Genomic DNA, 17,564 nt, shown 5'->3' with positions numbered 1-17,564 from the left:
AATAAAATCTACCGGTTTAGTTGCAGATGTGATCAGATTCGTTGTCATGGAGCTCGTGCCGCATGAAGTCGGGGTCGCGCACAGCGCACTGCCGCACGACGAAACGTCCACCAGAGCCCTGCTCGCCGAAGCCGCGGCGCAGGGACTGCACACAGTTGTCGTCACAGCTGACGAAGGCGACGAACGCGCTATAGCCGTGCTGCGCGAGCTACGCGCCGAATGGCACACAGAGGGCGGCAAGATCACCGCGCAGCTCGACACCGACGCCCAGGGCCAGCTGGCCCACCTGTGGGGCCTGTCGGCGGACGAGCGGGCCGCGTGGCTCGCGGCGTTCCCGCGCCACGACGACCCGAACTGGTGGATGCACCGCCTGCTGGTGCTCAACCACCACCCGGAGTGGGCACCGCTGAAGGACTGGCTCGTCGACGAGCACGTCCGGCTCTTCGGCCGGCCACCGGGACGCGCCCGCCGCTCCCCCGTCTAGGGCAGCCCGAGCCGCTGCTGCGGCCGGAGCCTGCGCCACCACGACATGGGGTCGCCCTCCTGGGTGACCCCATGAGGAAGCACGACCGCGTACGTCAGCGAGTTCACGTACGGCACTCCCACCGCCAGCACGTTCTCGTGCGTGCCCGCGATCCACATGACCTTGGTGTCGGCGACGTTCGCCACCACCTCGAGAACCAGGTTGGGGAACCGCACCAGCGCGGGACCGTCCGGCAGCTCCGCGACGCCCGCGAGGTGGTGCCCAGGCCGTTCCGGGAACAACCTGATCGGCACGGGCGTCCACTGCTCGGAGCGCTCCGCCGCAAGCTGTGCGTCTCGCTGACGACGGACGTTCCGGAGGACCATCCGCAGGTCGAGCAGCGGCAGGGCCACCAGCGCGGCGGCGACCAGCCCGGTCGGCGCGAGCGGCGACACGCTCAGCGCGACCAGCACACCGGTGACCACCACGCCGAAGAGCGTGACCACCCTGACCATCGTCACGATCCAGGTGGCCGCGACCACCTCCTGGACCGCCGGATCGTCCGCGGGACGGCCGAGCGGCCGCTCCACCCGTTCCTTGGCCTGGTACTCCTCCGGGTCGACCACTTCGGCGGGACGCATCGCCGTGAACCCGGCGGCCCTGACCATCACCCGTCCGTCGGCGTCCGGGCCGCAGACGAAGACCTCCTGCCGGTCCAGCACCATGTCCGGCAGGTCGTGCAGTGATCCTTTGAGCGCCATCCCGTCGAGCAGCAGCAGGTCCCACGGCTCGTCGTCGTTGTCGGCGACCGTGGCCGGCACTCGCCGCCACGGCTCGTTCAGCAGGCCACGCCGCTTTGCCCGGCGCCCCGCCAGCCCGATCAACGGCGACAGCACGTTCATGAACAACATGAACCCGAGCACGACGATCGCCGCGATGTTGCCCGCCGTCATCGGCACGAAGAAGCACACGACGAACGTCACGACCGCGATCACCGAGACGATCTTGTGCTCGGTGCTGAAGCGGTTCTCCTCGAGAACCAGTCTCGTCGACCAGTCGTCCTTCGCGGGCACATCCGTCCGCGGTTCCAGGTACCGCACTGCTCCCCCTAGCGCGGCAGGCCGCTGAAATCGGGCTGGCGAAGGCGCTGGATCCACGGCACCGGCGCCTCACGCGGCGTGTCGCTGTCGGGCTGGATCGCCGCGATGGTCAGGACCGGGATCCCCGGCACGCCCACCGCGATCACGTCCTCGTGCACGCCGGCGATCCACATGGTGCCGGTGTCGGCGATGTTCGCGATGATGTGCAGGTTCGGGTCCACGAACTGGACGAGCGCGAGCCGCCCGCCCTCCATGGTCGCGAGACCCGCCACGAGCGCACCCGGCTTCCACGGGAACAGCGTGATCGGCACCGGAATCCAGCGGTGCGCGGCGTGCATCCCCCGCACCGCGTCCCGGTACCAGCGGCCCAGTTCGATCAGCGACGGCAGCATGAGCAACGACAGGACCACGACCAGCCCACCGACGACGAGCCCGGCCGGGGCGATCGGCCACAGGCTCATCAGCACGATCACCACGCCGATGCCGGCCGGGATCGTGGCGCCGAGCGTCGAGTGCGTGCCCATCACCAGGCCGGAGAAGGCCTTGAGCACCGCGGGGTCGTCCAGCGGGCGCCCGACCTCGAGCGGCTCCTCCGGTTCCCGGTCCACGAACTCGGCGGGCGACGCCACCTTGGCGTTCTCCGTCTCGGCGAGGCCCGCGACCCGCACGACCGCCTTGCCCTTCGCGTTCGGTCCGCACACGAAGACCTCACCTCGGCTGCGCAGCACGTCCCGCAGCTCGCCGCCAGGGAGGATCTCGAGGACGACCCCGTCGGGCAGCCGGAAGTAGGTGGAGTACTTGTCGTCGGGGTGGTCCACCACGGTCACCGGACACCGCCGCCACGGCTCGTCCAGCAGCCCCCTGCGCAACGGCAGCGTCTGGACCCGGTGCATCACCGGCCCGATCGCGCCGATCAGCAACAGCAGCGACAACACCACGATCGCCGCGATGTTGCCCATCTCCATCGGCAGGAACAGGCAGCCGACGAGCCCGGCGAGCGACACCAGCGCGACGATCGACAGGGTCAGCCGGATCAGCCCCAGCTCCTGCAGGATCAGGCCGGTGGACCAGTCGTCCTTCGCGGGCACGTCGGTCCGCGGTTCCAGGTACCGCACTTCCCCGGTCATCGTGGCAGCGCGCTGAAGTCGGGCCGGCGGTACCGGTGCCACCACGGCAACGGCGCCACCGCCTTGGCGACGGTGAGCAGCCCCTGGATCCGCCGCTCGTCCCCCGGCCGCCCGAGCGTGCGCTCGACCCGTTCCCCGGCCCGGTATTCCAGAGTGCCGAACGATCCCTTGAGCACCAGTCCGTCCAGCAGCAACCGGTCGGCCCGCTTCTCCACGACCTCCGCGCGCACGCGGATGCCGGCGAGCGCCAGACGGGTCGACCAGTCGTCCTTCGCGGGCACGTCCGTCCGCGGTTCCAGGTACTGCAGCACCAGCCCCCCAGCTATGCCTTGGCGGCCACCTCCCGGATCAGGTTCGCGATCTCGGCCGGCCGCTCCAGGGGAAGCATATGTCCCGCATCGGCCAAGATGACCGAAGTCCCGCCGAACTTCACAGCGTCGGTCTCCGGCACGAGCCGATCTTCGTCCCCCACGACGGCGACCACGGCCTTCTCCTTGGCCACGGTCAGCCCGGCCTCCCGGTCGTACCGGTCCACCGCGGGCCGGAACAGCGCGACGGTCTCCGGCCAGTGCCCCCACACCATGTCCGCCGTGAGCTCGACGTCCTCGTCCTCGGGCTGGTCGCCGAACAGCCACCACCGCAGGCCGGCGGTCTTCGTCGGCTCGATCTTCTCCCGCACCGCCCGCACGATCGGCCCGAACGCCCGCTCCAGCTCCCGGACGAGCTTGCCGACCGCCTTGGGCCACGCCAGCGAGGTCTCGGACCGCCCGCTCGCGGCCGTCGACACGAACACGTTGCCCAGCACCCGCTGCCGGAACAGCCGCGGCCTGCGTTCGGCCATCGCCAGCGCCGCCATGCCGCCCATGGAGTGCCCGGCGATCACGACCTGTCCGGCCGGCACGGCCCGTTCGATCAGCTCCCCCAGGTCGTCGCCGAGCTGCTCGATGGTCGCGGTCTCCTTGGTGGCACCCGCCGACTTGCCGTGCCCGCGGTGGTCGTAGGCGATGACCTGGAAGTCCTCGCCCAAACCGGCCACGACCTTGTGCCAGCTGCGGTGGTCGAGCGCGTAGCCGTGGGCCAGCACGACCGTCACCGGCGCCTCGGGGTTGCCCGCGCGCACCACGTTCAGCTCGGTCCCGTCCTCCAGCCGCACCATCGGATTCCTTTCGCCGTGTCGTCTGATCGTCCTAACGAGACAACACGGATCCGGTTATCCGAGCCTCAGACCCGGCCGAGCACCACGTCCTGTCCCGGCACACCGCGGAACTGGTGCGCCGACGCCTGCCCACCTGGCTGGATGACCCAGGCCTCCCCCGGCTCACCCTGTGCCAGCACCGCTTCCAGGGCGTCGGCGATGTCCGACGGCGTCAGCAACGGGAACGCGACCGCGTCGAACTCCTCCTTGGCCGCGCCCAGCAGCAACGTGTCCACGAAACCAGGACACAGCGCGGAGACGACGATTCCGTCGGCCGCCAGCGCCTTCCCCGCCGCCCGCGCGTATCCGACGACCGCGTGCTTGGTCAGCGTGTACAACGGGTCGGCGGGCATCGCCGCCAGCCCGGCCAGCGACGCCGTGATCACGATCTTCCCGCCGCCCTGCCGCCGCAACGCCGGGACGGCCGCGCACAGCCCGTAGACGACGTGGTCGACGTTGACCCCGACCAGCTTGCGGTAGCGGTCGACGTTCAGCGCGTCGTCGATCCCCGCCTGCCCGCCACCGATGCCGGCGTTCAGGTGCACGACGTCGAGGCGGCCCAGTTCCCGTTCGACCTGCTCGACCACCGCGGGCATCGTGGCGGCGTCCGTCACGTCACCCGCGATGGCGATGCCACCCACCGCCGAGGCGATCCGCTGTGCCCCTGCGGCATCGAGGTCGAGCACCGCCACGCGGGCTCCCAGCTTCGCGAGCCGGCGCACCACGGCGGCGCCGATTCCGCCCGCGCCACCGGTCACCAGCGCGACCTGACCTGTCAAGTCCACAGTGGACACAGCGATCTCCTCAGCTGTTGCGCAGGAAACGGTCCAGCACGCGCACACCGAACTTAAGGGCGTCCACCGGCACGCGCTCGTCCACGCCGTGGAAGAGACCGGAGAAGTCCAGGTCCGACGGCAGCTTCAGCGGCGCGAAGCCGAAGTTGCGGATGCCGAGCTGCTGGAACGACTTGGCGTCCGTGCCACCCGACAGCATGTACGGCAGCACGCGGGCACCGGGGTCCTCGGCGATGATCGACGCCGTCATCGCGTCCACCAGCGCACCGTCGAACGTCGTCTCCACCGGCGGCAGGCCGATCCACTCGCGCTCGACGTCCGGACCGAGCAGCTCGGCGAGCTCGCGGTCGAACGCCTCCTCGCGGCCGGGCAGGATGCGGCAGTCCACTGTGGCCTCAGCGGTGGACGGGATCACGTTCGCCTTGTAGCCGGCGGACAGCATCGTCGGGTTCGCGGTGTCGCGCAGCGTCGCGCCGATCATCCGCGACAGCGCGCCGAGCTTGCCGATCGAGCCATCGATGTCGTCGTCGGGGAACTCGAGGCCGGTGATCTCGGTGACCCCGTCGAGGAACTCCCGCACCGACGGCCGGATGATCAACGGCCACTGGTGCTGGTCGAGCTTCGTGACGGCGGCGGCGAGCTTCGCCACTGCGTTGTCCCGGTGGATCATGCTGCCGTGCCCGGCGGTGCCCTTGACCCGCAGCTTGAGCCAGCGGATGCCCTTCTCCGCGGTCTCCACCAGGTACGCCCGCACGTCGTCCTTCAGCGTGACCGAGAACCCGCCGACCTCGCTGATCGCCTCGGTGACGCCCTCGAACAGCTCCGGCCGGTGCTCCACCAGCCACTTCGCGCCGAACAGGCCGCCGGCCTCCTCGTCGGCGAGGAACGCGAACACGATGTCGCGCGGCGGCACGATCCCTTCGCGCTTGAAGTGCCGCGCCAGGGACAGCGTCATGCCGACCATGTCCTTCATGTCGACCGCGCCACGTCCCCACACGTACCCGTCCTGCACGGCACCGGAGAACGGGTGCACGGACCACTCGGAGGCGTCGGCGGGCACGACGTCGAGGTGACCGTGGACGAGCAGCGCGCCCCGGCTGGGATCGGCCCCGGCGAGACGCGCGATCACGTTGCCGCGGCCTTTCGCGCCGGACTCGACGTACGTGGTCTCGTAGCCGACCTCGGACAGCTTCTCCGCCACCCACTCGGCCGCCTTGCGCTCGCCGACCAGCGTGGCGGGATCACCCGTGTTCGTCGTGTCGATCCTGATCAGCTCGCTGACCAGCGTGATGGCCTCGTCCTCGGCCAGTGCCAGTGCGTTCCCCGTTGTGCTCACCCCGTCTTCCTACCACCAGTCAGAACACTGACCAGCCCGTGAGAGTGGTGAATCGGTCCAAGGCGTCGACACCCGCGACGGAGTTGCCGCGTGCGTCCAATGCTGGACTCCACACGCAGATCGCGCACTTCCCGGGAACCACGGCGATGATGCCGCCGCCGACCCCGCTCTTGCCGGGCAGTCCGACCCGGTAGGCGAACTGGCCGGCGGCGTCGTAGGTGCCGCAGGTGAGCATCACGGCGTTGACCCGTTTCGCGCCGCTGACACCCAACAGCCGTGTGCCGTCGTTGCGGACGCCGTGCCGGGCCAGGAACAAGGTGGCACGGGCAAGATCCGCGCAGCTCATCGCGATCGAGCACTGCCGGACGTACTCGTGCAGCACGACGTCGACGGGGTTGCGCATGTTGCCGTAGGAGGCCATGAAGTGCGCGAGCGCGCGGTTGCGGTCGGCGTGGTCGAGCTCGGACTTGGCGACCTCGGGGTCGACGTCGACCTGTGCGTTGCCACTCTCGGCACGCAGGAAGTCCAGCAGCCGATCAGCGGCACCGAGGCCGAGGTGGTCGGTGACGACGAGCGCACCGGCGTTGATGAACGGGTTGCGCGGGATGCCCTGCTCGGTCTCCAGCTGGACCAGCGAGTTGAACGGGGATCCGGACGGCTCCCGCCCGACGCGCGACCACACGTCGTCGTTCTGGGAGAGAGCCAGCGCCAGCGTGAACGCCTTGGAGATGCTTTGGATGGAGAACGGCGTGCGGTACTCCCCCGCGCCGAAGACCTCGCCGTCCAGTGTGGCGACGGCGAGGCCGAAGGCGTGCGGGTCGATCCTGGCCAGCGCCGGGATGTAGTCGGCTACTGCACCACCTGGCGTGACCTCGGCGGCAATGCGGTCCACCAACTGCTGGAGCTCCATGCCGCCAATCCCATCACGGGACCGATCAAGCCACCGGGAAGGTGTAGAACGTGGTGCTCTGGCCCGGCTTGACGGTGCAGGGCACGGTGATCGTGCCGAGCCACGTCGCGTCGCCGTTGGCCAGTCGCGGCGTCAGCTTGAGCTCGGCGCTGCCGAGCGAGATCGTCGCCGAGCCGGCGTTCGCGAGCGTCATCGCCGGGAACGTGCCCGTGGCCGTCACCTGGAACGTGCCGCTGGAGGGCACCGGCGTGTTCGGGATGGTCGACACGGAGGTCAGCGTCTGGGTGGCGCTGCCGTTGACCACGGGGACCTGGCTGGTCATCGTGCCGTCGACCGACTTCGCGCCGAGCCAGGCCAGCGTGGTGGTGGCGCTCTCCGACACGGTGCTCGTCACCGTGGTGTTGGACACCGCGGTAGGCACACCGACGGTGGCCGAGTCGGGCAGGTCCGTGGAGCTGACCGTGGTCGGCATGTCCTGCGCACCGATGAGGGTGAAGTTGCAGGAGTAGGTGATGTTCAGCGAGGCGGGCGCGGCCGAGCTGGTGCCGGCCGTGACCATGCTCAGTGCTCCGGCGGCCAGTACGCAGGCAGCGGCGCGTGCGAGGGTCTTCATCTGCAGGGACCTCCGTGAGTACGACATTGAACTGCAAGAAGGCGGTGTTGCTTTACTCGCCAGTAAGTTAGCTACCCGCATTCCGCAATGCAAGAGAAAAACTACTTTTGTCACCTGCGTACGAATTGCGTTCGCGCGATTTATCAGTGGCCATCCAATAAATAGTGAGCCCGCAGCGCCAGCTCGAGCGTGAACCGCTCCTCGGCGTCGTGCATTCGGTCGCCGAACAGTTCGTCCAATTGGTTCACGCGGTAGCGGACGGTCTGCGGATGCACCTGCAGCCGGGCGGCCACCTCGGGCGCGCCGCCCCGTGCCGACAGCCACACGAGCAGCGTTTCGGCGAGCTTCGTGCGCTGCCGTTCGGTCAACGGTGCCAACGGCGCCAGCGCCCGTTCGGCCAGCTGCCGGGCCAGGAACTCGTCCGCGAGCACCGTCAGCTCGACCAGATGATCGGCGCAGTCGAGCACGGGCCGGTCCGGCAGCACCTTCTCCCGCGCGAGCGCCAGCACCTGGCGCGCGCAGGCCAGCGACCTGCGCGCTTCCACGGGCGCCAACGGCAGCCCGACCGCGGCCCGCCAGCCCGGCAGCGCCCGGCGGATCCAGCGCGGCACCGCGACCGGGTTCGGCACCAGCAGGTACGGCGTCGCGTCCTCGAAGTTCACCAGCACGTCCGGCGGCAGGTCGTCCGCCGGTGCGGCGGACGGCTCAAGCGCGACGGCACTCAGCCGGTCCGGCATCGGCCACGCCGCCGCCTGCGCCGCGTCCAGCACCGCCTGCCAGTTGCTCGCCGGATCACCGACCAGCAGCTCCATCAGCTTGCGCCGCTTGCGTTCCAGCGTTCCCGCCGCACTCGCCTGCGCGGCCGCGTACCCCTCGACCGACAGGCTCACCAGCTCGTCGACGTGGGCGATCATCGCCTCGCCCAGCACCGACATCAGGTGCAGCGACAGCTCCCGCCGCTCGGCGAACCCGCACACGTGCCGCCACGCCACCCGCGCGCCGATCCGGTACGCCGCCTGCAGGCTGTCCAGGCTGCGGCCGGACTTGAACTCCCACGCGCCGAGCTTGCGGTGGATGTCGTCGTGCGGATCGGGTTCCGACTCCGGATCGGCGATCATGTCCACGAACTTCACCAACGCCTGTCGAATGCCATCGACGACGTTGTCCCTGAACTGGCTGTATTCCGGAATCGATTTCTCGATGGCCTCGAAAATGCTCACCGAGACCGGCGTGACTTCCATTCGGAGCAACGGTGCCAGCTCCCGCGGGACTGATCTGCGCGGATCGTCCAGCTGAGTCATCCTCGCGAGTGTAGGAGGAAAACGAAACGCGGTCGTTCAGCCAACTGGACCAAGTGGTTCACAGGAAGAACAGCCGTGCGATGGCATCGCGTGCGACCAGGAACCCGGCGATCCCGAGAATCCAGCCGGTCGTGCTCGCCCCCTTCTCCGCGAACCACGTGCTGATCCGGTTGAGGAACGGCTCGATCTTGCTGCGCAACGCGAGCCGCCCGCCGAGGAGCAGCACCGCCGGCACGATCATGACCAGGCAGTACCCGGCGAGCAGCAACGCGATCTGCGGCGCGTTGAGGTCGGCGGCGCTCATCATGCCGATCGCGCCGAGGTACGGCAGCATCGTCGCGAGCTCCACGACGCCGGCCAGCACCGCGATGCCCGCGAGCGCCGAGGCGGACCCGTTGGCGTTGATCCGCTGCTGCCACTTCCCCGTGTTCGGCTTCTTCTTGCTGTCGAACCGGAAGCTGATCACGAACAGGAACACGCCGATCGCCAGCTGGATCCACAGCGCGACCTTGCCGTCGAGGTGGTCGACCACCTGCGAGGCGCCGAGCACGATCAGCACGCCGACCGCGAAGTAGAAGACCGTGATCGTGCCGAGGTAGACGCCGAACCTGCTGAGTTTCAGACGTCCCGGCGTGAGCATCAGCCAGATCGGGATGAACAGCGTGCCGATGCTCGTCGAGTCCAGCAGCGCCAGTCCGGCCAGCGCGGCTACCAGCCCCAAGGTCATTCGTCCCCCTCGTTATTTAGTACGACCGTGATATTATCAGCACGCAAACCCGGAGCTGATCACGGCGTCAGGTCGGCATGAAGCGTCGGGTGTGGGCAGCCGCGGTGCCGGTGGCCGTGGGCGTGGTGGTGTGGCTGACGCCGAGCTCGGTGGACGTCGCGATGATCACGGCGATCCACCCCGACGGCACCGTCGAGTGGGTCGAGGGCGAGTACCGGCAGGCGGAGGAGAACAACTCCGCCGTCCATCCGCTGTCGCCGGCCCCGCACAGGTCGAAGCTCGCCCCGGACGCGGTGTTCCGCACCGCGCAGGGTTGCGGGCAGCCGACCGAGATCGACGTTGGCTGGCAAGGACTCGGCGGCGTCCCGTGCACCCGCGAGGAGTTCCTGGCGCTGTCGTCCCCGCCCTACGCGCCCCAGCTGACCTTCAACCGCGCCGGGGAGATCACCGAGGTCGCGGGGCGTTATCACCCGTAATCGGAAATTCGCGCGCTTTGTGGGCGCGTGCCGTGTCACCGTCGCCGGATGGAACAAGAGCTGGACGAGGTCGCCCGCACCGCGAACTTCTCGGGCGTGGTCCGGGTGGACGAGGACCGGCAGGTCTTCGAGAAGGCGTACGGCCTCGCGCACCGCGGCTACAAGATCCCGAACACGGTCGACACGCGGTTCGCGATCGCCAGCGGCTGCAAGGCTTTCACCGCGCTGGCCGTGGTGAGCCTGATCGAGGACGGCACGCTGAGTGCCGATACTCGAGTGCGCTCGATCCTCGGCGCGGACCTGCCGTTGATCGACGACGAGGTGACCGTCTGGCAGCTGCTGGCGCACCGGTCCGGCATCGGCGACTACTTCGACGAAGAGGTCATCACCGACATCAACGAGTACGTCCTGCCGGTGCCCGTGCAGAACCTGCGCGACATCGAGCAGTACGTGCCGATCCTCGACGGGTATCCGCAGAAGTTTCCGCCCGGCACGCAGTTCGGCTACAACAACGGCGGCTACGTCGTGCTGTCCCTGATCGCGGAACGGGCGAGCGGCGTGCCGTACCACGACCTGGTGCGGCAACGGGTCTGCGCGCCGGCTGGCCTGCCCGACACCGAGTTCCTGCGGTCCGACTCGCTCGGTGAACGCACCGCCATCGGCTACCTGCCGATCGACGGCGAGTGGCGCACCAACGTGTTCCACCTGCCGATCCGCGGCGGCGGTGACGGCGGGATCTACACGACGGCGGCCGACGTCAGCGCGTTCTGGCGGGCGTTCTTCGCCGGACGGATCGTCTCGGAGCGGTGGGTGACCGAGATGGTCAAGCCGCACAGCGAGATCCCCGAGGACAAGCTGCGCTACGGCCTCGGGTTCTGGCTGCACGGGTCGACCAGCCAGGTGCAGCTCGTCGGGTGGGACGCCGGGGTGTCGTTCAAGACCGTGCACGAGCCCGAGTCGGGGATCACGCGCACGGTGCTCGGGAACACGTCGGACGGGGTGTGGCCGGTCGCGCGGTTCCTCAGTGGTACTCGCCGGTGAGGATCGCCGTCGCGAGCTCCACCCGTGACCGGTAGCCGGTGCGCTGGAAGAGCCGGGTCAGCTTGGCCTCGACGCTCTTCTCGGTGGTCCTGAGCACGCCGGCCAGCTCGCGGTTCGTGAGCCCTTCCGCGACCAACGAGGCCAGCAACCGTTCCTGCTCGGCCGTCGTGGCCGCACGACCCGGCACCGCGACGCCGTGTTCGCGCATGAGGTGGCGCAGCAAAGCCCTGGGCAGCAACGCGTCCATGAGCCCGAACAGGTCGTAGGCCTCCCGCAGCGTCTGTGCGTCACCGAGTCCGTGCGTGGCCAATGCGGTCAACGTCAGCGCGATCTCGTACGGCTGGTCGCGTTCGGCGACCAGTCTGCGCACCTCGTTGGTCGCCTGCCGGTCGTGCCACGTCACCGCGCGGGCCAGCAGGTGGTTGCGGTGCGCGCGGCCGGTGTCCATGGTCTCGGCGATGTCAGCCAGGCGTTCGACGCGGAACTCGGCGTCCTCGCGGTCGCCGTCCTCCAGTGACAGCACGGCGAGCCGCAGCTCCAGCTCGTCGGTGCCGATCACGATGGCGTGCTGCGCGGCGAATGCGAGCCCGCGCTGCAGTGCCCGCCGGCCTTTGTCCCGTGCGCCGAGCACCAGTTCCAGGTCCGACTCGGGCACGTCCAGCAGGTGCGGCAAGACGTTCTGGCCGGCGCGCGCGTCGGCGATCACCTCGCGCGCACGGGTCAGCTTCGCCCGTGCGACCAGCATCGTGGCGAGGTCGTGCCCCAACGCCGTGTGCGCCGCGACCTGGCCGAGCGTCGACCCGGTGACCAGTGCCTTGCGGGCGTGCCCGAGCGCCTCGTCCCACCGTCCCTGCGCGAATCCCAGCAACGCGAGGTCGGCCGCTTGTAGCGTGAGGTCGTCGAGCATCCGTGCGCCGCGCTTCGACTCCCCGATCAGCAGCAGGCACCGCGCCATCGCGGCCTGCAGCGCCGGTCGGTTCCGGTCCGCCGCGTAGAGCGGGCACAGGCCGGGATCGTTGACGACCCGTTCGAACTCCGGCATCCGCCCGGACATCAGCGCCGAGCTCATGCCGAAGATCTCGCCGAACGTCACCGTGGCCGCGTTGCCGAGCCGCCACATGTTGCGCGTGCTGGCGAGCAACGTCGCCGCTTCATCCCAACGGTCCGTGTAGCACATGGCCACCGCACGACCGATGAACCGAGCTGCGGTGCCACCGGGGAGCGAACGCCAACTGCCGTCGGCGACCTTGCGCAGTGCGGCCCGGTCCCCCGCCGCGCACATGCCCACGAGCCGGATCAGCGTTGGTAGAGCTTCAACGGGCCGTGGTCCGGCGTGCGATAGCGGTGGCCCAGCACGAGTTCCAGGACCGTCGCGACGTCGCCGGCCGTGCCTGCTTCGGTGATCTCGTCGAAGCTATCCCTCGCGTGGTCGTCGCGGACGAACCTCAGCGCCGTGCGGCAGGCCTGGGCGTCGAAGCGCAACGCGTGGTAGATCGCGTTCAGCTCGGCGTTGGTGATGACCGCTTCGTCGTCGTGCGTGTTCATCGGCAGTGGCGTCCAGTCGGGACGTTCGCCGAGCCACCACCGCGCCAGTGCGACGGCCGGACCGCCATTGATCGATGTGTGGTCGCCGTTGAGCAGCAACAGCATCGCGGCGGCGTCGGTGCTGGCATCTTCGCGTTCTTTGAGGACTGTGCGGATCAGCTCGTGTTGGCCCGTTGCGATCAGAACGGCGAGGGCTCGGTAACAGAGCCGTCCGCACGGGCGATCTTGGGTCATCAGCACGGCGGCGGCGAGCCAGCGACCGGCCCGTTCCTGGTCGGTGGCCTCGATCTCGGCGGCGCGGTCGGCGAGCCAGCGGGCCCGGTGCGGTGCGTCGGGCAGGTCCCGGCCGGCCAGTGCGACGAGGTCCGGGTCGAAGCTGTCGACGGCGAGCGCGACGTGCATCCGGCGGACCTCGTCCTCGCCGCTCCGGTCGATGATCGCGTTGGCCAGCGCCGGGCACGCGACCTTGAGGTCCTTCGTGAGCACTCCGCGTTCGACGAGGTCGTCCAGTGCGCGGCCGCATTCGGCGAGGTCCTCTTTGAGCAGCTTCAGGTCGGTGACCTCGATGCCCTGGCGCACCACGCACAACAGCGCGACGCGGTGCGCGAGGCCGTGGACGTGCTCCAGCAGGTGATGGTCTTTCGGCAGGCTGATCCGGTTCGTGGCGAGGAAGAGCAGGTCGCCGACCCACGTCAGGTTGGTCTCGCCGAGGGTCGCGAGGACCGTGCCGGGGTTGCCGTAGAGCGGGCCGAGGGCGGTGCCGAGCGCTTCGACGACGCTGTGGTCCAGCGGGTCGCGCGTGGTGATCAGCTCGGTCACGACGTCGTGCGACAACGTTGGCAGGTCGATGACGACGTCCGCGGCCTCGGCGAGCTCGGCGTGGTCGCGGCAGACCGCGACGACGAGGCAGCCGGGCATGCGCATGGCGGTGGTCGTGACGACGGGGTCGCTCAGGTGATCGGCGTCGTCGATCAGCACCACAGCGCGGGACCTGGGCCGGTGGCTGACCACCGGCACGCCCTCGGCCCGCCACATCGCCGCGGCGAACCGCAACAGCTCCGTTCGTCCGCTCCCCGGCGCACCGCGCACGACCGCAAGACGTCCGCGTGTGGCGGCGGCCTCGAACGCGGCTCGCAGTGCGGCGAGCTCCCCGTGGCGTCCGCGCAGCTCTTCCTGCACGTGACGACTCCCCTCGTTGGACGGGCCCCCGGCGGACCCCTGCCGCCCGCCGGAGCCCGGAGGTGGCCGCGCCCGGCGCGGGCGGCGGCGAAGCTGGACCGGGTCGGCCACTGGGGCGAGGTTAGGTGAGAGCGCGACCGTCGCGAGTGGACGCGGGGAAACCCCTCAGATAGCGGGCATGACATCTGTCATGGGTTTCTGGTGTGTGGCGACACTGCCGTTTCTCCCTGTTTCCCGAGATCGTGGGCTTATGACAGCGATCGAGGTACGCGGCCTGACCCGCCGGTACAGCGGGGGATTCGAAGCCGTACGTGGCGTCTCATTTGATGTGGAGCGGGGCGAAATGTTCGCTTTGCTCGGTACCAACGGCGCGGGAAAGACGTCCACGGTGGAGGTTGTGGAAGGGCTCTCACGTCCGGCGTCTGGCACTGTTTCGGTGCTGGGACACGATCCGTTCCGGGAGCGCTCTCTCGTGCGGCCGCGCGTGGGCGTGATGTTGCAGGAAGGCGGTTTTCCACCCGACCTGACTGTGACCGAGGCCACAAAGATGTGGGCCGGAACCCTGACCTCGCCGCGCCCGGTTGATGAAGCGTTGTCTCTCGTTGACCTGGCACATCGGGCTTCCGTGCGGGTGAAGCAGCTGTCCGGTGGCGAGCGACGGCGGCTGGACCTGGCGCTGGCTCTGCTGGGCCGGCCCGAGGTCCTGTTCCTCGACGAGCCGACCACCGGACTCGATCCGGAAAGCCGCCGCAACACGTGGGAACTGATTCGTTCGTTGCTGCGCGAAGGCGTCACCGTGCTGCTGACGACGCATTACCTGGAGGAGGCGCAGGCGTTGGCCGACCGACTGGCGATCATGCACCGCGGCCGGATCGTCGCGCAGGGAACGGTTTCCGAGGTGGTGGACGCGTATCCGGCTCGCATTTCGTTCGTGGCACCCCGCGGTGTTTCGCTGCCGGTCGTCGCGGATTCCGATCCGTCCGGGCGCGTCACCGTGCGAACCAACAATCTGCAGGAAACGCTGCACGAGCTGCTCGCCTGGGCACACGTCAACTCGGTCGAACTGTCCGGTTTGGACGCCCGCTCGGCGTCCCTGGAGGAAGCGTTCCTGGCGATCGCGGAGGAGGCGGCATGAGGGCCGTGGCTGTCGGGCAGGCCGAGCTGAAGTTGTTCTGGCGCAACCGAACCGCGCTGTTCAACTCTCTTGTGCTGCCGTTGCTGATCGTGCCGCTGCTGCTGTCCGTGGACGCTGACGGCGTACCGCTGGTCATCGGGCTGATCGGCTTTGTTCTGGTCATGGCCGTCTACTACAACCTCGTCACCACGTTCGTGGCACGCCGTGAAGAGCTTGTCCTGAAACGCCTTCGGGTCGGCGAGCTCACCGACCCGGAGATCCTGCTCGGCGCGTCCCTGCCGTCCGTTGTGGTGGCTTTGGGTCAAATGGCGTTGTTCGCGGTGATCGTCGGCGTGATGACGGGCGTCTCCCTGCCCAGCCGACCGTGGTTCCTGCTGGTGGGCATCGTCGGCGGCGTGATCGTCTTCGTGCTGCTCGCGGCGGCGTCCTCGGCGTTCACCCGCACAGTGGAGATGGCACAGGTGACGTCCCTGCCGGTGCTGATGGCGTGCGTGCTCGGCTCGGGCCTGTTCATCCCGCTCTCGGTAATGCCGGAAGGCGTCGCGTCGGTGCTGCGCCTGCTACCGCTGACCCCAGTCCTGGACCTGCTGCGCGCAGGCTGGCACGGCGGCCCAGTCCTGCAGCCGCTGATCATCCTGGCGGCGTGGATCGCCCTGGGCACCTACGCTGTACGTCGCTGGTTCCGCTGGGACCCACGGAGGTGAACTTGCTCGGCTGGTGGCGGTCCCGCAGCAACGCGGCGCGCTTCGACCTGTACGTCCGCGTCACGTTCTACGTGAGCTTCCTGGTGCTGCCACCCCTGCTGATCACCGCCATGGCCGAGGAGGTCGGCACGACCGCCATCGTGCTGATCTCGGCGGCCACCCTGATCCACACGGTTTTGAGCGTGCGCCTGGGCCACCTGGGCATCGAACACCACCTGGGCAACACCGCGTTCCCACGACGCCTCCTGGTGATCTTCCTGGCCTACACCTGCGCCGTCCTGGCCGTGGCCGAGCTCGCCTACCCACACCCCACCCCAGGCAAGCCAGACGGCCCAGCCGACGGCATAGCGGTGATGTTCCTGGTCCTGACCATCACCACCCTGTCCGCCCTCCTCCGCCCACGCCCCCTGGCCCTGGCCGCAGTGGCCGGCGGCCTCTTCGTGATCCTCACCGCCGAACCCACCCGCGGTCTGTTCACCACGGTCATGCTGCTGATCCTGGCCTTCGGCTTCCGCACAACCCTCTGGATGGTCGGCCTGGTCTGGGAACTGGACCGCTCCCGCGAAGTCCGCGCCAACCTCGCCGTAGCCGAAGAACGCCTGCGCTTCGCCCGCGACCTCCACGACGTAGTAGGCCGCAACCTCTCAGTAGTAGCCCTAAAAGCCGACCTGGCAGCCCAACTGGCCCGCCGCGGCCGCTCCGAAGCAATCGACGAAATGCTGGAAGTCCGCCGAATAGCCCACGACTCCCTGGACGAGCTCCGCGCCGTCGTAAGCGGCTACCGCACCGCCGACCTCTCAGTCGAACTGGCCGGCGCCCGCTCCCTCCTCGCCTCCGCAGGCATCGACTGCCGCGTGATCGGCGAAGCCTCCTCGACCGGCGAACCCGCCGGCGCCCTGGGCTGGGCCGTCCGCGAAGGCGTAACCAACGTCCTACGCCACAGCGAAGCCAGCACCTGCACAATCACGTTGCGCGGCAACATCCTGACCATGTCCAACGACGGCGCCTCGTTGACCGACTTCCGCTTCGGCAGCGGCCTAACGGGCCTACGCGAACGAGTCTCGGCCTTAGGCGGCTCGGTATCCGCTTTCGCCGAGCCTCCCAACCGTTTCGTCCTGACCGTGGAGCTCCCGTGATCCGCATCCTCCTGGCCGACGACGAACACCTGATCCGCGGAGCCATGGCCGCCCTCCTCTCGCTAGAGGACGACCTCTCGGTAGTAGCCCAAGCCGCAACCGGCGCCGAAGCCCTGGCCACCGCCCGCGTGGTCCGCCCAGACGTAGCCGTGATCGACCTGCAAATGCCCGACCTCGACGGCGTCTCCGTAGCCCAGGCCTTGTCCTTGGAACTTCCTTCCTGCTCAACAATGATCGTCACCAGCCACGGCCGCCCCGGACACCTGAAACGAGCCCTAGCCGCAGGCGTCCGAGGCTTCCTCCCCAAAACCGTCTCCTCAGACGTCCTGGCCACAGTCGTCCGCACCGTCCACTCCGGCGGCCGCTACGTGGACCCAGCCCTAGCCGCCGAAGCCATCAGCGCAGGCGACAGCCCCTTGACCCCACGCGAAGCAGACGTCCTAGAACTAGCCCTCGAGGGCGCCCCAATCGACGAAATAGCCCGCCGCGCCTCCCTCTCCCCAGGCACAGTCCGCAACTACCTCTCCTCCGCCGTAGGCAAAACCGGCGCCTCCAACCGCCACGAAGCAGCCCGCGCAGCCCGAGCCAGAGGCTGGATCTAACCCAAGTCCCACCGCCTCTGTCGGCCAAGGTCCACGCGTTGATGCCGACGTCGACCTCCCCACTCCAATAGGGCACCCCTCGCTCTGCCCCTTCGTGCGCGTAGCTCCCCAGACCTCCCGGGGCATCCACCAAATCCCGCTCAACCTGCCACCGCAGCGCCGGCTCCGAGTCGAGCAACC

19 protein-coding genes are annotated in these 17,564 nt (G+C 69.0%); 7 read left to right on the top strand and 12 right to left on the bottom strand.

Going from position 1 to position 17,564, the window contains the following annotated elements; translation table 11 throughout:
• The first annotated feature begins 28 nt into the window (after nt 1-28).
• Complete coding sequence (locus DI276_RS26360; protein ID WP_157984957.1) at nt 29-484, top strand: hypothetical protein; 456 nt, start codon at nt 29-31, stop codon at nt 482-484.
• Here the strand turns inward: DI276_RS26360 and DI276_RS26355 are convergent.
• The 10 genes from DI276_RS26355 to DI276_RS26310 form a co-directional block, all read right to left on the bottom strand.
• Nucleotides 481-1,563, bottom strand: a complete 1,083-nt coding sequence (locus DI276_RS26355) for a hypothetical protein (RefSeq protein ID WP_112268019.1) — start codon at nt 1,561-1,563, stop codon at nt 481-483. The genes DI276_RS26360 and DI276_RS26355 overlap by 4 nt on opposite strands.
• A gap of 8 nt (nt 1,564-1,571) precedes the next feature.
• A complete protein-coding gene (locus tag DI276_RS26350; protein WP_157984956.1) occupies nt 1,572-2,690 on the bottom strand; it encodes a hypothetical protein in 1,119 nt (372 codons plus the stop codon).
• The gene (locus DI276_RS26345) at nt 2,687-3,001 is read right to left on the bottom strand and encodes a hypothetical protein (protein ID WP_112268005.1); all 315 of its coding nucleotides are present in this window, start codon (nt 2,999-3,001) and stop codon (nt 2,687-2,689) included. Before DI276_RS26345 ends, DI276_RS26350 begins: the two co-directional genes overlap by 4 nt.
• Nucleotides 3,002-3,012: 11 nt before the next feature.
• On the bottom strand, nt 3,013-3,846 hold the full coding sequence (locus tag DI276_RS26340) for an alpha/beta fold hydrolase (RefSeq protein ID WP_112268003.1): 834 nt from the start codon (nt 3,844-3,846) through the stop codon (nt 3,013-3,015).
• Nucleotides 3,847-3,911: 65 nt separating this feature from the next.
• The gene (locus DI276_RS26335) at nt 3,912-4,679 is read right to left on the bottom strand and encodes an SDR family oxidoreductase (RefSeq protein ID WP_112268001.1); all 768 of its coding nucleotides are present in this window, start codon (nt 4,677-4,679) and stop codon (nt 3,912-3,914) included.
• Between the two features lie 10 nt (nt 4,680-4,689).
• Entirely contained in the window at nt 4,690-6,015 is a 1,326-nt protein-coding gene (locus DI276_RS26330) for a M20/M25/M40 family metallo-hydrolase (RefSeq protein WP_198680916.1), read from the bottom strand.
• 19 nt (nt 6,016-6,034) lie between these two features.
• Nucleotides 6,035-6,925 carry a glutaminase gene (locus tag DI276_RS26325; protein WP_112267999.1) on the bottom strand — a complete coding sequence of 297 codons (891 nt, stop codon included), beginning with the start codon at nt 6,923-6,925 and terminating at the stop codon, nt 6,035-6,037.
• Nucleotides 6,926-6,950: 25 nt separating this feature from the next.
• Nucleotides 6,951-7,538 carry a DUF6801 domain-containing protein gene (locus tag DI276_RS26320; RefSeq protein WP_112267997.1) on the bottom strand — a complete coding sequence of 196 codons (588 nt, stop codon included), beginning with the start codon at nt 7,536-7,538 and terminating at the stop codon, nt 6,951-6,953.
• 143 nt (nt 7,539-7,681) lie between these two features.
• On the bottom strand, nt 7,682-8,839 hold the full coding sequence (locus DI276_RS26315; RefSeq protein WP_112267995.1) for a helix-turn-helix domain-containing protein: 1,158 nt from the start codon (nt 8,837-8,839) through the stop codon (nt 7,682-7,684).
• Nucleotides 8,840-8,897: 58 nt separating this feature from the next.
• Nucleotides 8,898-9,566 carry a GAP family protein gene (locus DI276_RS26310; protein WP_112267993.1) on the bottom strand — a complete coding sequence of 223 codons (669 nt, stop codon included), beginning with the start codon at nt 9,564-9,566 and terminating at the stop codon, nt 8,898-8,900.
• 77 nt (nt 9,567-9,643) lie between these two features.
• On the opposite strand from DI276_RS26310, the gene DI276_RS26305 reads away from it, so the two are divergent.
• Nucleotides 9,644-10,042: a hypothetical protein gene (locus tag DI276_RS26305; RefSeq protein ID WP_157984955.1), complete on the top strand. Its 399-nt coding sequence runs from the start codon at nt 9,644-9,646 to the stop codon at nt 10,040-10,042.
• A 48-nt stretch (nt 10,043-10,090) separates the two neighbouring features.
• Entirely contained in the window at nt 10,091-11,083 is a 993-nt protein-coding gene (locus DI276_RS26300) for a serine hydrolase domain-containing protein (RefSeq protein WP_112267989.1), read from the top strand.
• Here DI276_RS26300 and DI276_RS26295 read toward each other — a convergent pair.
• Together DI276_RS26295 and DI276_RS26290 are read right to left on the bottom strand one after the other, a co-directional pair.
• Entirely contained in the window at nt 11,064-12,365 is a 1,302-nt protein-coding gene (locus DI276_RS26295) for a helix-turn-helix domain-containing protein (protein WP_112267987.1), read from the bottom strand. The genes DI276_RS26300 and DI276_RS26295 overlap by 20 nt on opposite strands.
• Before the next feature lie 14 nt (nt 12,366-12,379).
• Nucleotides 12,380-13,918, bottom strand: a complete 1,539-nt coding sequence (locus DI276_RS26290; RefSeq protein WP_157984954.1) for an AAA family ATPase — start codon at nt 13,916-13,918, stop codon at nt 12,380-12,382.
• A 79-nt stretch (nt 13,919-13,997) separates the two neighbouring features.
• On the opposite strand from DI276_RS26290, the gene DI276_RS26285 reads away from it, so the two are divergent.
• The 4 genes from DI276_RS26285 to DI276_RS26270 are packed head-to-tail and all read left to right on the top strand — an operon-like array spanning nt 13,998 to nt 17,384.
• Entirely contained in the window at nt 13,998-14,942 is a 945-nt protein-coding gene (locus tag DI276_RS26285) for an ABC transporter ATP-binding protein (RefSeq protein WP_332874711.1), read from the top strand.
• A complete protein-coding gene (locus DI276_RS26280; RefSeq protein WP_112267981.1) occupies nt 14,939-15,646 on the top strand; it encodes an ABC transporter permease in 708 nt (235 codons plus the stop codon). Before DI276_RS26285 ends, DI276_RS26280 begins: the two co-directional genes overlap by 4 nt.
• Nucleotides 15,643-16,782: a sensor histidine kinase gene (locus DI276_RS26275; RefSeq protein WP_112267979.1), complete on the top strand. Its 1,140-nt coding sequence runs from the start codon at nt 15,643-15,645 to the stop codon at nt 16,780-16,782. Before DI276_RS26280 ends, DI276_RS26275 begins: the two co-directional genes overlap by 4 nt.
• A complete protein-coding gene (locus DI276_RS26270; RefSeq protein WP_112267976.1) occupies nt 16,779-17,384 on the top strand; it encodes a response regulator transcription factor in 606 nt (201 codons plus the stop codon). Before DI276_RS26275 ends, DI276_RS26270 begins: the two co-directional genes overlap by 4 nt.
• Nucleotides 17,385-17,564: the final 180 nt, after the last annotated feature.

It is taken from the genome of Lentzea terrae (assembly GCF_003265345.1).
GTDB classification, from domain to species: Bacteria; Actinomycetota; Actinomycetes; order Mycobacteriales; family Pseudonocardiaceae; genus Lentzea; species Lentzea terrae.
The sequence above is the reverse complement of the archived record's forward strand: the minus strand, read 5'-3'. Positions and strand labels throughout refer to the sequence as shown.

Coding starts and splice junctions, on each gene's coding strand:
- DI276_RS26350 (WP_157984956.1), bottom strand. CDS start 2,690: ATGACCGGGGAAGTGCGGTACCTGGAACCGCGGACCGACGTGCCCGCG.
- DI276_RS26340 (WP_112268003.1), bottom strand. CDS start 3,846: ATGGTGCGGCTGGAGGACGGGACCGAGCTGAACGTGGTGCGCGCGGGC.
- DI276_RS26325 (WP_112267999.1), bottom strand. CDS start 6,925: ATGGAGCTCCAGCAGTTGGTGGACCGCATTGCCGCCGAGGTCACGCCA.
- DI276_RS26320 (WP_112267997.1), bottom strand. CDS start 7,538: ATGAAGACCCTCGCACGCGCCGCTGCCTGCGTACTGGCCGCCGGAGCA.
- DI276_RS26315 (WP_112267995.1), bottom strand. CDS start 8,839: ATGACTCAGCTGGACGATCCGCGCAGATCAGTCCCGCGGGAGCTGGCA.
- DI276_RS26310 (WP_112267993.1), bottom strand. CDS start 9,566: ATGACCTTGGGGCTGGTAGCCGCGCTGGCCGGACTGGCGCTGCTGGAC.
- DI276_RS26305 (WP_157984955.1), top strand. CDS start 9,644: ATGAAGCGTCGGGTGTGGGCAGCCGCGGTGCCGGTGGCCGTGGGCGTG.
- DI276_RS26300 (WP_112267989.1), top strand. CDS start 10,091: ATGGAACAAGAGCTGGACGAGGTCGCCCGCACCGCGAACTTCTCGGGC.
- DI276_RS26295 (WP_112267987.1), bottom strand. CDS start 12,365: ATGTGCGCGGCGGGGGACCGGGCCGCACTGCGCAAGGTCGCCGACGGC.
- DI276_RS26285 (WP_332874711.1), top strand. CDS start 13,998: ATGGGTTTCTGGTGTGTGGCGACACTGCCGTTTCTCCCTGTTTCCCGA.
- DI276_RS26280 (WP_112267981.1), top strand. CDS start 14,939: ATGAGGGCCGTGGCTGTCGGGCAGGCCGAGCTGAAGTTGTTCTGGCGC.